This is a genomic window from Streptomyces sp. NPDC004126 (assembly GCF_050275515.1).
Classification (GTDB): domain Bacteria; phylum Actinomycetota; class Actinomycetes; order Streptomycetales; family Streptomycetaceae; genus Streptomyces.
The window spans coordinates 1-14228 of the sequence record NZ_JBNNPF010000050.1; the positions used below are offsets into that span (position 1 = coordinate 1).

17 protein-coding genes are annotated in these 14228 nt (G+C 72.6%); 14 read left to right on the forward strand and 3 right to left on the reverse strand.

Annotated elements, in window-relative coordinates:
* Positions 1-652: 652 nt before the first annotated feature.
* Together ACQKM2_RS32915 and ACQKM2_RS32920 are read right to left on the reverse strand one after the other, a co-directional pair.
* The gene (locus tag ACQKM2_RS32915; protein ID WP_427716328.1) at positions 653-1675 is read right to left on the reverse strand and encodes a LacI family DNA-binding transcriptional regulator; all 1023 of its coding nucleotides are present in this window, start codon (positions 1673-1675) and stop codon (positions 653-655) included.
* A gap of 24 nt (positions 1676-1699) precedes the next feature.
* Positions 1700-2518 (reverse strand): response regulator transcription factor, encoded by an 819-nt coding sequence (locus tag ACQKM2_RS32920; RefSeq protein ID WP_427716330.1) that lies wholly within the window; start codon positions 2516-2518, stop codon positions 1700-1702.
* A gap of 502 nt (positions 2519-3020) precedes the next feature.
* Here ACQKM2_RS32920 and ACQKM2_RS32925 point away from each other — a divergent pair.
* From ACQKM2_RS32925 to ACQKM2_RS32985, 13 genes are all read left to right on the forward strand, one after another.
* Positions 3021-3275 carry a MoaD/ThiS family protein gene (locus ACQKM2_RS32925; protein WP_007265472.1) on the forward strand — a complete coding sequence of 85 codons (255 nt, stop codon included), beginning with the start codon at positions 3021-3023 and terminating at the stop codon, positions 3273-3275.
* Between the two features lie 511 nt (positions 3276-3786).
* Complete coding sequence (locus ACQKM2_RS32930) at positions 3787-5163, forward strand: hypothetical protein (RefSeq protein ID WP_427716415.1); 1377 nt, start codon at positions 3787-3789, stop codon at positions 5161-5163.
* A gap of 121 nt (positions 5164-5284) precedes the next feature.
* Positions 5285-5992, forward strand: a complete 708-nt coding sequence (locus ACQKM2_RS32935) for an LmeA family phospholipid-binding protein (protein ID WP_427716333.1) — start codon at positions 5285-5287, stop codon at positions 5990-5992.
* Positions 5993-6154: 162 nt separating this feature from the next.
* Complete coding sequence (locus ACQKM2_RS32940) at positions 6155-6238, forward strand: putative leader peptide (RefSeq protein ID WP_350206375.1); 84 nt, start codon at positions 6155-6157, stop codon at positions 6236-6238.
* 198 nt (positions 6239-6436) lie between these two features.
* Positions 6437-7282: a sulfurtransferase gene (locus tag ACQKM2_RS32945; RefSeq protein ID WP_427716335.1), complete on the forward strand. Its 846-nt coding sequence runs from the start codon at positions 6437-6439 to the stop codon at positions 7280-7282.
* A gap of 73 nt (positions 7283-7355) precedes the next feature.
* The gene (locus ACQKM2_RS32950; protein WP_427716336.1) at positions 7356-7646 is read left to right on the forward strand and encodes a DUF1416 domain-containing protein; all 291 of its coding nucleotides are present in this window, start codon (positions 7356-7358) and stop codon (positions 7644-7646) included.
* A gap of 111 nt (positions 7647-7757) precedes the next feature.
* A complete protein-coding gene (locus ACQKM2_RS32955; protein ID WP_427716339.1) occupies positions 7758-8021 on the forward strand; it encodes a DUF3099 domain-containing protein in 264 nt (87 codons plus the stop codon).
* Positions 8022-8137: 116 nt separating this feature from the next.
* Positions 8138-8938, forward strand: coding sequence for a hypothetical protein (locus ACQKM2_RS32960; RefSeq protein WP_427716341.1), 801 nt, complete (start codon positions 8138-8140; stop codon positions 8936-8938).
* Positions 8935-9780, forward strand: coding sequence for a hypothetical protein (locus tag ACQKM2_RS32965; RefSeq protein ID WP_427716342.1), 846 nt, complete (start codon positions 8935-8937; stop codon positions 9778-9780). The genes ACQKM2_RS32960 and ACQKM2_RS32965 overlap by 4 nt, the downstream gene beginning before the upstream one ends.
* The gene (locus ACQKM2_RS32970; protein ID WP_427716343.1) at positions 9777-10613 is read left to right on the forward strand and encodes a hypothetical protein; all 837 of its coding nucleotides are present in this window, start codon (positions 9777-9779) and stop codon (positions 10611-10613) included. The genes ACQKM2_RS32965 and ACQKM2_RS32970 overlap by 4 nt, the downstream gene beginning before the upstream one ends.
* 271 nt (positions 10614-10884) lie before the next feature.
* Positions 10885-11457, forward strand: coding sequence for an FABP family protein (locus tag ACQKM2_RS32975; protein WP_427716345.1), 573 nt, complete (start codon positions 10885-10887; stop codon positions 11455-11457).
* Positions 11458-11539: 82 nt separating this feature from the next.
* Complete coding sequence (locus tag ACQKM2_RS32980) at positions 11540-11980, forward strand: Fur family transcriptional regulator (protein ID WP_427716346.1); 441 nt, start codon at positions 11540-11542, stop codon at positions 11978-11980.
* Positions 11981-12000: 20 nt separating this feature from the next.
* Entirely contained in the window at positions 12001-12969 is a 969-nt protein-coding gene (locus ACQKM2_RS32985) for a YgfZ/GcvT domain-containing protein (RefSeq protein ID WP_427716348.1), read from the forward strand.
* A 15-nt stretch (positions 12970-12984) separates the two neighbouring features.
* On the opposite strand, the gene dtd is transcribed toward ACQKM2_RS32985, so the two are convergent.
* On the reverse strand, positions 12985-13410 hold the full coding sequence (dtd, locus tag ACQKM2_RS32990; protein WP_042801357.1) for a D-aminoacyl-tRNA deacylase: 426 nt from the start codon (positions 13408-13410) through the stop codon (positions 12985-12987).
* A gap of 132 nt (positions 13411-13542) precedes the next feature.
* Here dtd and ACQKM2_RS32995 point away from each other — a divergent pair, with 132 nt between their 5' ends.
* The gene (locus ACQKM2_RS32995; RefSeq protein ID WP_427716351.1) at positions 13543-14130 is read left to right on the forward strand and encodes an AmfC protein; all 588 of its coding nucleotides are present in this window, start codon (positions 13543-13545) and stop codon (positions 14128-14130) included.
* Positions 14131-14228: the final 98 nt, after the last annotated feature.

Below are 14228 nucleotides of genomic sequence, written 5' to 3' on the forward strand. Positions count from 1 at the left end.
CAGCCCAAGGCGGTCGCCGGCCGCTGAGATTCGAGGAGCGCGTAGCGATCTGACGCGCGAGTCGGCTTCCCGCAGCGCTCTGATCAACCTCTGGTGCGGGTATCAGCCCAGGGCGGTCGGCGGACGCTGAGATGTGAGGAGCACGTAGCGATCTGTCGCGCCTGGGGGGCTCCGCAGGTCGCTTTGATCAACCTCTCGTGCGGGTTGCCGCGCCCCTGGCCCGGAAACTGGACATCTGAGGGCCCGGATGCCCGGCGGGCCGGCGCCCGGTCCCTCGCCCATCGCTGACGGACCCGTCCCTCCTCCATGGACCGTGCCGTTTCTTTGGGGGTTTCCCGGCAGTCTTTCGGCTTTCCGGTTCGGGTCGGTCGGTCAAGGGTGGAGCGAAGCGACATCGCGTAGCGACGCGACGAAGGAGCGCCCTTGAGGGACCGGCCCGAACCGGAAGGACGATGGGACTGACGGGAAACCCCCAGGCTTCTCTGATCCGGTCCGTGGGGATACCGCCCCCCGGCCCCCGGCCCGCAGACGAGGGGGCGGGTGGGCAGCCACCGCCCCACCCCACGGGGTCGAGGGGGAGATAGCGGGCCCGCGCTTCGTGCCGTCGGGGGGCGAGGGGAGGCAGCGCGGCGGCGCCGCGCCCCGCGCCCGACTAGCGGCAGCCGCAGCTGCGGCGGATCACCAGGGCCGACGGGAACTGCTTCAGGCGTTCGCGGCGGGAGCCGGCCACGCGGAGGGCGTCGTCCAGGACGAGGTCCACCGCCGCGCGGGCCATCGCCGGGCGGTCCGAGGCGATCGTCGTCAGCGGCGGGTCCGTCAGGGCCGCCTCCTTGACGTCGTCGAAGCCGGCCACCGCCAGCTGCTCGGGGACGTCGATGCGCAGCTCGCGCGCCGCGCGGAGCACGCCGATGGCCTGGTCGTCCGTCGCGCAGAAGACCGCCGTGGGCCGGTCCGGGCGGGCCAGGACCTCCAGGGCGACCCGGTAGGCGTCGTAGCGGTTGTACGGGGCCTCGATGAGCCGGCCCTCGACCGACCGGCCGGCCTCCAGCATGGCCCGGCGCCAGCCCTCGACGTGGTCGGCGACCGGGTCGCCGACCGAGGGGGTGTTCTCGATGCCGCCGATGCAGGCGACGTACTCGTGTCCGTGCTCCAGCAGGTGCCGCGTGGCGAGCTGCGCGCCGCCGATGTCGTCCGTGACGACCGCGACGTCGTCGATGGCCTCCGGGCGCTCGTGCAGCAGCACCACCCGCGCGTCCCACGCGTCGATCTCCGAGGCGGCGCGCTCGCTCATGCCCTGGCTGACCAGGATCAGCCCCGACACCCGCATCCCGAGGAAGGCGCGGAGGTAGTGGACCTCGCGCTCGTCCCGGTAGTCGGAGTTGCCGACCAGGACCATCTTTCCGCGTTCGGCGGCGGCCTGCTCGACCGCGTGCGCCATCTCCGCGAAGAACGGCTGGCGGGCGTCGGGGACGATCATGCCTATGAGGTCGGTGCGGCGTGACGCCATGGCCTGGGCCACGCGGTCGGGCCGGTACCCCAGCTCCTTGATCGCGGCGAGTACACGCTCGCGCGTGGCCGGGGCGACCGGCCGGGGTCCGTTGTTGATGACGTAGCTCACGACGGCGGTAGAAGTACCCGCAAGTCGCGCTACGTCATCCCGCGTCACCTTGGCCACGCGCGGAAGTCTACGCGGGGTGACCTACCTCTGGGCAGGGTGTTTGGCCGACTGGATGGTCACAGGAGCTTCCTCCGAACGGGCTACGGGTCCTCCCGTACGGTCCGCGGCCTGCGCCGCGGCCTTTCCGGGGGCCTGCTTGGCGGCGGCTTCGGCGGCCGCGCGCTCCACCTTTTCCGGGGTGACGAAGCGGTAGCCGACGTTGCGCACGGTGCCGATCAGGGACTCGTGCTCGGGGCCGAGCTTGGCCCGCAGGCGCCGTACGTGGACGTCGACCGTCCGGGTGCCGCCGAAGTAGTCGTAGCCCCAGACCTCCTGCAGCAGCTGGGCGCGGGTGAAGACCCGGCCGGGGTGCTGGGCGAGGTACTTGAGCAGCTCGAACTCCTTGAAGGTGAGGTCGAGGACCCGGCCCTTCAGCTTCGCGCTGTACGTCGCCTCGTCGACCGACAGGTCGCCGTTGCGGATCTCCATGGGGGAGTCGTCCGAGCCCAGCTGCTGGCGGCCGGTGGCCAGCCGCAGCCGTGCCTCGACCTCGGCGGGGCCGGCGGTGTCGAGGAGTACGTCGTCGATGCCCCAGTCGGCGGTGACGGCGGCGAGGCCGCCCTCCGTCACGACGAGGATCAGGGGGCAGCCGGGTCCGGTGGACCGCAGCAGCTGGCACAGCGACCGCACCTGCGGCAGGTCGCGGCGGCCGTCGACGAGGATGACGTCGGCGCCGGGGGTGTCCACCAGGGCCGGTCCCTCGGCGGGGGCCACCCGGACGTTGTGCAGCAGCAGGCCGAGCGCGGGCAGCACCTCGGTCGACGGCTGAAGGGCATTGGTCAACAGGAGGAGAGAGCTCATGCCCGGCCACCTGCCCGGTTCGGGCGGCCGTGCTCCTGTTTGCTTCGCTGGTCCATCACGTCGGTTCCTCCTCGGTCCCGTCGAGGACGTGCGTGGTACGGCTTCGTACGACTTGCCTGGCATGCCGTCCGGCCCCCGCGCCCTGGGGTCCGGATGGATACCACTGTTCTCGGTCCGTTCAACGTGCTGAAAGCACAAAAGGACCCGGGGGCTACGTTGCCCGGATCCTCTACGCCGCCAGAATAGCCCACCGGCCCTTTCGGGGCCGAGGGCTGCCGTGCACCGCATTCTGTGGTTCGCGCCACGCCTTCCTCCTGCGTATGCCCTGGTTTCGCCGGATCGAGCGGTCCGCCGACCGGTCCTGCGGGGCCTCGGGGCGCACGGACGGCGCGCTGAGGCACGCCGGGGTGACGGGCCGGAGGGGTCATCATGGAGGCCGACGGTAGAGAGCCGACGGAGCCGACCACGGGACCGCCCGGTCGGCCGAGCGATAGGAGCTGCAGTGGCAACCGGAACCATCCGCTACTGGGCGGCGGCGAAAGCCGCGGCCGAGACGGCGGAGGAGCCGTACTCGGCGCGCACACTGGCCGAGGCGCTCGACGCCGTGCGGGACCGCCATCCGGGGGAACTGACCCGGGTCCTGCAGCGCTGCTCCTTCCTCGTGAACGACGAGCCCGTGGGCAAGCGCCCGCACGATGCCGTCCTGCTGACCGAGGGGGGCACCGTCGAGGTGCTCCCGCCGTTCGCGGGCGGGTGAGCGGATACCGATGAGCACTCCCGAAGAGCAGCAGCGGCAGCAGCGGCAGGCCGCCGAACAGGACCCGTACGCCACCCAGACCTGGCAGTCCGACACCTGGGAGACCGGGTACCAGCCGGTCCAGCCGCCGCTGGGCTCGGTGCCCGGGCAGCCGGCCGCCCCGGCGCCGCAGGCCCCGCAGGGGCAGTGGGGGCAGACCGGCGGCGGCGTGCCGTGGCCGGACGCCACCGGGGGCGGCGGGACGGCGTACCCGCAGTCGGCGCCGGCCCAGCAGCAGCCCGCAGCGCCCGAGGGCTGGTTCCGCGACGAGCAGCCGCAGCCCCAGCCGCAGCCCCAGCCCCAGCCGCAGGCTCCCGCGCACGGCGGCTGGTCCGCCGACGCGGCCGCGCAGACGGCGTACCTGCCGCCCGTGCCGGCCCAGCAGGCTCCGCAGCCGCAGCAGCAGTCCGCCGTGCCCGACGGATGGTTCCGGGACGAGCCGGCGCAGGCTCCGCAGCCGCAGGCTCCGGCCGTGGCGTGGCCGGACGCCACCGGGGGCGGAGGTGTGGCTTCCGCCGCCGCTGCCGCCGAGACGGCGTACCTGCCGCCCGTGCGGGAGCCCGCCGGAGCCGCCGAGCAGACCGCCTACCTGCCGCCGGTGCGGGAGCCCGCCGGGGCGGCCGAGCAGACGGCGTACCTGCCGCCCGTGCCGGCCCAGCAGCAGCCCGCCGCGCCCGAGGGCTGGTTCCGGGACGAGCCGGCGCAGGCTCCGCAGCCGCAGGCTCCGGCCGTGCCGTGGCCGGACGCCACCGGGGGCGGCGGTGCGGCTTCCGCCGCTGCTGCCGAGACGGCGTACCTGCCGCCCGTGCGGGAGCCCGCCGGGGCCGCGGAGCAGACCGCGTACCTGCCGCCGGTGCGGCCCCAGGACCCGGCGCACGACGCCTGGGCCGCGGACGCCTCCGCCGCCGCGCAGACGGCGTACCTGCCGCCCGTGCGGGAGCCCGCCGAGGGCCCCGGGGCGGCCGCCGAGCAGACCGCGTACCTGCCGCCGGTCCCGTCGGAGCCGCAGCCGCAGGCCCAGGCGCCGCAGGCCGCCGTGCCCGGTTCGTCCGGCGAGTACTCGCCGCCGACCCTCGGCGGCAACACCCTGCGCGCCGTCGACCCCGCGCAGGCCCGTGCCGAGGGCCGGTCGCCGATCATCGACCCCGGTCCGCAGTCGGCGATACTGACCGCCGCGCTCGGCCTGCTGACGGCCGGTGCCGCCGCGGTCGGCCAGTGGGCGCTGCTGGTCCCGCTGATCGCCCTCCAGGGGCTCACCGCGGCCGGCTGGTTCCGCCTCAACGGCATGTGGCCGGCCCGCCAGGGCATCGTCCTGGCCTTCGCCGGGGCCCTCGTCGCCGACGGCGCGGTGCTCGCGCTGGACCGCACGTACGCCCCCGGCGCGGTCATCGGCACGCTCGGGGCCTGGGTGCTGCTGACGCTGGTGCTCCAGCTGCGCAGCCACGCGGACCCCGACGAGCGGATGTACGGGCTGATGGCCTCGGTGGCCTCGGCCGCGCTGGCCATCGTCTGCACGGGCTTCCTCGCCGCGGACTGGGAGCCGGTGACCACCGGTGCCGTCGCCGTGGCCGTCGCGGTGTTCGCGCGGGCGCTGCCGCTGCCCACGCCGGCCTCCGTCGGCGTCTCGCTGGCCGCCGCGGCCGGTGCGGGCATCGCGGTCGGCGGGCTGACCGGGCTGGGCGCCGGCGGGGCGCTGGTGGGCCTCGCGGCCGGGGTGTGCGCCCTGATCGGGCTGCGCGTGGCCGCGTACGACTACCCGTCGAAGTTCGTCCACATGACGGCCGGTGTCGCGCTGCCGCTGGCCGCCGCGGCCCCCGTCGTCTACCTGATGGGCCGGGTGGTCGGCTGACGCCCTCCGGCAGCCCCCGGCAGCCCCGGACAGCCCCGGGGCAGCCGCGCCGCTGACACCGCCCTCACCGCCGATCATGGTCCACTAGAACGTACGTACCGACTAGTTGGGGGAGGGGCACGTGCGTTTCATACGTGTCGTGGTGATCATCGGCGTGGTGCTGGGAGGGCTGTTCGTGGGCGTCGACCGCTGGGCGGTCGGCTATGCCGAGGACCGGCTGGCCGAGCAGGTCCGGTCCCGGCAGGGCCTCGCGGGCAGCGCCGAGGTGGAGATCCACGGCTTCCCCTTCCTGACGCAGGCGCTCAGCCGCGACCTGGAGCAGGTGGACCTGAAGCTCGACGGCGTCGACGTCACCGCCGACGGCCGCAAGACGCGGCTGTCGGAGCTCAAGGCCTCGTTCCACGAGGTGAAGCTGAACGAGGGCTACAACGGCGGTACGGCCAAGCGGGCCGAGGGCTCCGCGCAGATCTCGTACGAGGACCTCACCAAGGCCTCCCAGAACGGCGTGGTCCTCACCTACGGCGGGGCGCCGAACAAGGTGAAGGTCACCGCGACCCTGGACTTCCTGGGCAAGACCATGACCCGCAGCGTGGTGTCCACCGTCGCCCTCGTCGACGCGGGCGGTTCCAAGGTCGTCCGGGTCCGCGCGGACGCCGTCCCGGGCGAGGGCATCCCGGGAATCGAGAGCGCGGTGCGCAAGCGGACCGACTTCGACCGGCGCATCGACGACGGCCTGCCGGCCGGGCTCAAGCTCGCTTCGCTGACCTCGGACGAGTCCGGCGTGCACCTGGCCCTGAGCGGTTCGGACGTGTCCCTGGCCGGATCGTGAGACGGAGCGGTCCGATCCGCAGAAGGACGGGCCGCCCCACCAGCCCCGGAAGGCCGCGACGAGGCCGTCCGGGGCTTTCTCGTCCCGAAATACGGACGATCCTGTCTCGACATATGACACGCCGGTGACAGGGTGGCCGGTTCGTCCCTACGATCCATGGCTATGAAGCATCAGCAGGCGGACCTCACGAAGCGGCGGGCAGTGGACCTGTGTCGCGTCGCCGCCATGCTCTGTCGCTCCATGTGAGGTGTGAGCCTTCCGCTCCGCCGGCCGGACCGACGGCCCTTCATCCGCGTGACCGCACCGCCGCGCACCAGCCTCCTGCCCCCTGACGCCTCCCCGCGCAGGGTCCGAGAGCCGCACCCGGAACGGCACGCACCAGCACAGCCCGCTTCGCAGCAGCCCCAGCACAGCCCCGCCGCAACTGCCCCGGAGGAGAACACCATGAGCCGCAGCGACGTCCTCGTAGACGCCGACTGGGTCGAAGCCCACCTGAACGACGCCAACGTCGTGATCGTCGAGGTGGACGAGGACACGTCCGCGTACGACAAGAACCACATCACCAACGCCGTCCGGATCGACTGGAAGCAGGACCTCCAGGACCCGGTCCGCCGCGACTTCGTGGACCAGGAGGGCTTCGAGAAGCTCCTCTCCGCCAAGGGCATCTCCAACGACGACACCGTCGTCCTCTACGGCGGCAACAACAACTGGTTCGCGTCCTACGCCTACTGGTACTTCAAGCTCTACGGCCACCAGGACGTCAAGCTCCTCGACGGCGGCCGCAAGAAGTGGGAGCTCGACTCCCGCGACCTGGTCGACGGCAAGGACGTCCCGAACCGCCCGGCCACCGAGTACAAGGCCAAGGCCCAGGACACCTCGATCCGCGCCTTCCGCGACGACGTCGTGTCCGCGATCGGCTCCCTGAACCTGGTCGACGTCCGCTCGCCCGACGAGTTCTCGGGCAAGCTGCTCGCCCCGGCGCACCTGCCGCAGGAGCAGTCGCAGCGTCCCGGCCACGTGCCGAGCGCCCGCAACATCCCGTGGTCGAAGAACGCCAACGACGACGGCACCTTCAAGTCCGACGAGGAGCTGACCGCCCTCTACGAGGCCGAGCAGGTGGACCTGGCGAAGGACACCATCGCCTACTGCCGCATCGGCGAGCGCTCCGCGCTCACGTGGTTCGTGCTGCACGAGCTCCTGGGCCAGGAGAACGTCAAGAACTACGACGGCTCCTGGACCGAGTACGGCTCGCTGGTCGGCGTGCCGATCGAGCTCGGCCCCAACAAGTAATCCCGGCGGCGGGGCGGGCACGCGACGTCCGCCCCTCGTAGCGGCAGAACCTCTCTAGGACAGGACAGAGAACATGTGTGGAGCACAGATCGGCGGGCCCGACCTCGCGACGCTGAAGCCCGGTGAGACCGCGATCCAGGGCCAGGTGACCAAGGACGGCGAGCCCATCAGCGGCTACGTCCGCCTGCTGGACTCGACCGGCGAGTTCACCGCCGAGGTCCCCACCTCCGCGACGGGCCAGTTCCGCTTCTACGCGGCCCCCGGCTCCTGGACCCTGCGGGCGCTGGTCCCGGGTGCCCAGGCCGACCGTGCCGTGGCCGTCGCCGAGGCCGGCGGCGTGACGGACGTCGCCATCGCGGTCTGACGCACGACCGCACCGCTGTACCGGCCGAAGGGCCGCACCCCCGGGGGTTGGACGCCACTGGAACGGGGTGCGGCCCTTCGCGCCGTCCGCCCGCGGACCTACGCTGGAGGCATGTACGCGCGGCGCCGACGCGCCTATTTCTGGCTCATGGGCGGATGCCTGTTCCTCTTCGTCTCCGCCTGGTCCTTCGTGCGCCTCTTCTCGGTCGAAGCGGCGGTCGCGCTGTGCGTGGTCGCCATGGTCATTCCGCCGGTCGCCGCGATGGTGGCGAACCGGCGGGGGCCGGACGACCGCTGGTGGGACGACCCCTCGGGTGATCCGAAATCGGACGAGTGGTGGGACGAACTGGATGGAAAGCGGCATCCGGAAGACTGAATGCCGCCTATATAAAAGCGTAATAAAGATGCGTACAACGGCTCCCCGCCCCAGGGTGTCTTGGATGTGCGCGGGCGAACGATCCCGCGGCTCCAGTCCTGTGGGGGGACCCCGCCTTGGAAAACGAAATCCAGGAATCGGGTACTCCGGAAATTCCGCCGGTTGACCCGGCAATTCCGGACGTAACCGTTCCGGCCCGTGCACCGCGCCGCCGCGGCCGTACGACGCTGCTGATCGCCGCCGCCCTCGTCCTGGGCGCGGTCGCCGGCACCGTCACCGGCTACGCCGTCCAGTACCAGCGCCCGCCCACGGCCCTGCCGCCGCTGGCACAGCAGAAGCTGGACGCGCCGAAGGCGCTGGCGCCGGACGACGCGACGACGGTCAAGTCGATCAACGCCAACCGCTGGCACAAGACGGACGGCGACCTCAGCGAGCTCCTGATCGAGGCGCCGGCCGGAGCGAAGGTCGAGGCCGAGGGCTACGACACCCTCGACTCCTTCTCGACCACCTTCGAGAACCCGGACTTCGCCCTGCGCGGCAACGTGAAGGACGGCTTCCGGCGCCTCGCCACGCGGGTGTGGACGGAGGGCGACGTCCTGGTCGAGGTCCGGCTCGTACAGTTCCGCGACTTCGCCGGAGCGGACGGCTACCAGAAGGACCAGGCCTCTTACATGCCCGAGAAGAGGTACGCGGGCAATGACGGCGTGGCCGTCCCCGGCGTCCCCGCGGAGCTCGGACACGTCTGGGTGGCCTCGGAGGCCCATACGGAGCCCGGGTACATGCCGGTGCGCGAAGGGCGGGCCATCGTCCGCCGGGGCGACGTCGTCATGGACATCTACTACTTCGACAAGCGCGGCCGCGCGATCTCCGAGGGCGACGTCCTCGACCTGGCCAAGCGACAGCTGGAGCGACTGTGACCGAGCCCCAGACCGAGCCCCAGACCGAGCCGCAGACCGAGCCGCAGGCCGAGGCGCAGGCTGCGCCCCCGGCCGAGCCCCCGGCCGAGGCGCAGGCCGCGCCCCGGGCGGACCGCCGCAAGAAGGCGCCGTTCATCGCCGCGGGTGTGGCCGTCGTCCTCCTCGCGGGCGGCGGGGTCGGGGCGTCCTACGCCCTCGCCGGCGCCGACCGGACCGCGCCGACCGCCTACTGGGCCGCGGCCGGCCAGGAGCTGCCCGAGGCCGCGAACGCCGCACCGGTGCCCCCGAACGACCTCTCCGGCAAGCTGCTCCCGCTTCCTCCCGAATTCACGCTCGGCCCCGACCTCGCCGGCGACGGCAACGACTTCTTCGTCTCCGGCGAGAAGGCGGTCGAGGGCTTCAAGGAGGCCCGCAAGGGACTGTCCAGCTCGCAGCGGAAGAAGCGCGACGACATGCTGGCCGACCTCAAGCTCAAGGGCCTCGCCGGCCGGAGCTACGCCGCCTCCGGCGGCGGCATGGTCGTGGAGATCCGCATCATGCAGGCCGACCCGAAGGCCCTGGGGGCGTTCTCCGAGGTCAGCAAGAAGCTGCTGGAGCTCGGCGGCGGCGACCGCGACGCGCCGACGGTGGACGGATACCCGGACGCCAAGTGCGCCCTGCTGCCCGTCGGGGACGAGAAGGACCCGCAGATCGACTCCATGTACTGCGTGGCCGTCCAGGGCGACGTACTGGTCAGCCTCCGCGCCTACGGGCCCAAGAAGCAGGGGTTCTCGAAGCTGGAGGCCACGGGCTTCCTCAAGAACCAGCTGTCCCGCCTGAAGTCCCCCGGGGAGTCCGTGTGACCGAGCAGAACACCACCACCGCCCCGGCCCCCGAGGCCCCCGCCGCCCCCGAAGCGGCGGCCCCCGCCGCGCCCGGGGAACGGCGCGTGCTGCGCGCCGCCCTGCGCTGGACCGCCGCCGTCCTCGTCTTCGCCGCCGCCGGCGCGGGGACCGCGTACGGCATCACGCAGGCCGACCGCACCGACGTCCCCGGCCTGTCCACCGAGGCGGACGGCCGCTGGACGTACCCGGCCCTGGCCAAGCCCGCCCTCCCGCCCGGCGCGGCGCTGCCCTTCGCCACGGACAACAAGGACGGCATCCACTACGCCGGCCTCACCCAGCTCCTCCTGCCCGCCCCCCTCGGCTCCACCCCCGACACCGGACTGAAGCTGGAGAAGGACTCGGCCGTCACCGTGGACACCCTCCTGGAGGAGTACGAGGGCACCGCGCGGGCGAAGATGAAGCAGGGGTTCACCGACAACGGGCTGCGCCAGATCGCCGCCCGCGGCTGGACCACCCCCGACGGCACCCGCACCCGCGTCTACCTGCTGCGCTTCCACGCCTCGGGTCTCGCGGACACCTTCACCGGCTGCGGTCCCGACATGAACCTGAACGGCGTGAACCGCGTCGAGACGGACGACGCCTGGGGCAAGGCCCGCATCGCCCAGTCGGCCCCCGACCCCACCGGCGTCACCGTCCTGGAGGAGTCCGTCCCGTTCGGCGACGAGCAGGTCCGGGCCGGGTGCGTCCAGTCGGGCGACATCCAGGCCGTGATCCTGCAGAGCCGCAAGGGCGGCGCCGCCGTCGTCCCGCTCCACCAGGCGGTGATCCTGCAGCAGCAGCTGCTGGGCTGAACCGGCGGGGGCGGCCGCTACGGCCTACCTCACACCGTGCGCCGGGCCCCGGGCCAGTAGGCTTGGGGACCGGCCCCGTCCACCCGCACCGAATCCTCCGAGGAGCACCCCGTGCTTGAGGCAGTCTTCACCTCCCTGCTGGTCCTGGTCTGCGTCGGCGTCCTCGCCTTCACCGGCCTGGCCGTCAAGAAGCTGTACCAGGGTCAGCGCTGAGCATCCGCCCAGCCGACCGCCCCGGAACCCCTCCCACAGATCGCCTGAGCAGCCAACCATGATCCAGATCCCGTCCGACCTGAACCCGGGCCTCGTCCCCCTCGCCTTCCTCCTCGGCACCTGGGAAGGCGCAGGCGTGTTCGACTTCCCCGGCGAGGAGAAGTGCAACTTCGGCCAGGAAGTCGTCTTCAGCCACGACGGCCGGGACTTCCTGGAGTACACCTCCCACACGTGGGTGCTCGACGCCGAGGGCAACAAGGTGCGCCCCCTGGAGTCCGAGTCGGGCTACTGGCGCATCGACGAGGACCGCAAGGTCGAGATCGTCATGGTCCGCGACCAGGGCGTCGTCGAGGTCTGGTACGGCGAGCTCGCCGACCAGAAGCCCCAGATCGACGTGGTCACCGACGCGGTCGCGCGTACCGCCGCGTCCGGCCCGTACAGCGGCGGCAAGCGCCTCTACGGCTACGTGAAGAGCGACCTCATGTGGGTCGGCGAGAAGGCCACCCCGGACGTCGAGCTGCGCCCGTACATGTCGGCCCAGCTCAAGAAGGTCGTCACCCCGGAGGAGATCGCCGACATGGCGCGCAACCTCCCGGAGCTCCCCGAGGACGGCATCGCCTTCTTCCGCTGAGCCGGACCGGCAGGGCACAGGCACCCGAAGGAAGGGGGCCGCGGGCTGACCGCGGTCCCCTTTCCGCGCTTACACTGGCCGGGTGGTGACCACCGACTGGAAGAGCGATCTGCGGCAGCGCGGCTACCGGCTGACACCGCAGCGCCAGCTCGTGCTCGAAGCGGTCGACGCCCTGGAGCACGCCAGCCCCGACGAGATCCTCGTGGAGGTCCGCAAGACGGCCTCCGGGGTGAACATCTCCACCGTCTACCGGACCCTGGAGCTCCTGGAGGAGCTCGGCCTGGTCTCCCACGCCCACCTCGGGCACGGAGCCCCCACCTACCACCTCGCCGACCGGCACCACCACATCCACCTCGTCTGCCGCGAGTGCACCGGCGTCATCGAGGCCGACGTGGACATCGCCGACGAGTTCACGGCGAAGCTCCGCGCCACCTTCGGCTTCGAGACCGACATGAAGCACTTCGCGATCTTCGGGCTGTGCAAGAAGTGCGCTGCGGCCAAGCGCCAGGAAGCCACTTCCTGACGCCGTCGTAGGCTGGTGGCATGACCAGCAGCCCCTTGCTCCATCTTCCCGGCGCCGTAGCGGCCGAAGGCCGTGACGAGGGCGTCGCCGCCCACTACGGAGAGCTCTACGGCGAACAGCGCGCCCTCGCCGACGGCCGCGGCTTCGTCGACCTCTCCCACCGCGGGGTCGTCACCGTCACCGGGGCGGACCGGCTGAGCTGGCTGCACCTGCTGCTCACCCAGCACGTCAGCGACCTCCCCGCCGGACAGGCCACCGAGGCGCTGATCCTCTCCGCCAACGGGCACATCGAGCACGCCCTCTACCTCGTCGACGACGGCGAGACCGTCTGGGCGCACGTCGAGCCCGGCACCCAGGAGGCCCTCCTCGGCTACCTGGAGTCGATGAAGTTCTTCTACCGCGTCGAAGTCGCCGACCGCACGGCCGACTTCGCCGTCGTCCACCTCCCGGCCGGCTCCATCGCCGAGCCCGGCAAGGAGCACGTCGTACGCGAGACCGCGCACGGCCGGGACGTCTTCCTGCCCCGCGAGCAGCTGGAGGCCTTCGCCGCCGCCCACGGCCCCGCCGCCGGGCTCCTCGCCTACGAGGCGCTGCGCGTCGAGGCGCACCGGCCGCGCGTCGGCGCCGAGACCGACCACCGCACCATCCCGCACGAGCTGGGCTGGATCGGCACCGCCGTGCACCTGCAGAAGGGCTGCTACCGGGGCCAGGAGACGGTGGCCCGCGTCCACAACCTGGGGAAGCCCCCGCGCCGCCTGGTCTTCCTGCACCTGGACGGCTCCGAGGTGCTGCTCCCGGCGCACGGGACGCCCGTACGGCTCGCCGCGGACGGGGAGGACGGCCGGCAGCTCGGCTTCGTCACCACCGCCGTCCGCCACCACGAACTCGGCCCGATCGCCCTGGCCCTGGTCAAGCGGAACGTTCCGGTCGACGCCCCGCTGCTGGCCGGGAACACGGCCGCCGCGCAGGAGGTCGTCGTAGCGCCCTGAGCGCCCCGACCGCCGCTACACGTCGATGACGATGGTGAACGGGCCGTGGTTCGTCAGCGAGACCCGCATGTCCGCGCCGAACCGGCCCGTCGCCACCGTCGCGCCCAGCGCCCGCAGCTGCGCCACGACCTCGTCGACCAGCGGCTCGGCCACCGGGCCGGGCGCGGCCGCGTTCCAGGTGGGACGGCGGCCCTTGCGGGCGTCCCCGTACAGCGTGAACTGCGAGATCACCAGCAGCGGCGCGTCCACGTCACTGCAGGACTTCTCCGCCTCCAGGATCCGCACGGACCACAGCTTCCGGGCCAGCACCGCCGCCTTCTCCGGGGTGTCGTCGTGGGTCACCCCCACCAGTACGCACAGCCCCTCGCCGACGATCTCGCCGACCGTCTCGCCCGCCACGACGACGCTCGCGCCGTCCACCCTCTGCACCACTGCTCGCATACCACCTGTGTACCAGGAGTGCACCCGTCCGGGGCCGATCGGGTGGACTGGGACTGCGTACGCACCACGGAGAGTGGCACCATGCACGCAGGCGGTGCCCCCAGCACCGGTCGAGGGGACGGATACAACGTCATGAACACTTCTGGTACCTCCGCACCTGCACCCGCGTCACCCGCTCCGGACACCCCCGCGGGCACCACGGGACGGCCTCCCGCGCAGCGCACCGGCGAGCCGCTGGGGCCGACCACCCCCGCCACCGCCCTCGGCCTGCCCGAGCTGCGCGCGCTGCGGCGCGACGCGCAGCGCGACGAGGCCGACCTGAGCTACGTACGCAGACTCCTGCAGGGCCGCATCGACATCCTGCGGGCCGAGCTGGCCCGCCGGACGGCTACCGAGGCGCCGGTGGTGGACCGGCTCTCGGAGATCCTCGCCGACGCCCCGTCGAGCCGCAGCGCCTCGGCCCGGCACGTCACCCTCGGCACCCCGCACAACGAGGAGTACCGGCTGCTGGCGGCGGAGATGCTGTCCGACGTGGAGCTGTCCGACCTGGAGGCGCGCACGGACGGGGAGCTGCACGACGCGATGGGCCGGCTGGTCCGCTACGAGCAGCAGGTCTCGCGGCGCCGGCAGCAGTTGCAGCGGATGGCCGACGACTCCAGCGCGGAGATCACGCGCCGCTACCGCGAGGGCGAGGCGCAGGTGGACGACCTGCTGGCGTAGGGCGCAGGGCGTAGGGCGCAGGGCGTAGGGCGAGGGCGGTCGCGGCCGGCGGTCGGCGGGCCGCGGGGGCGGCCGCCGGGCCGCGGAAATTGGGGCGA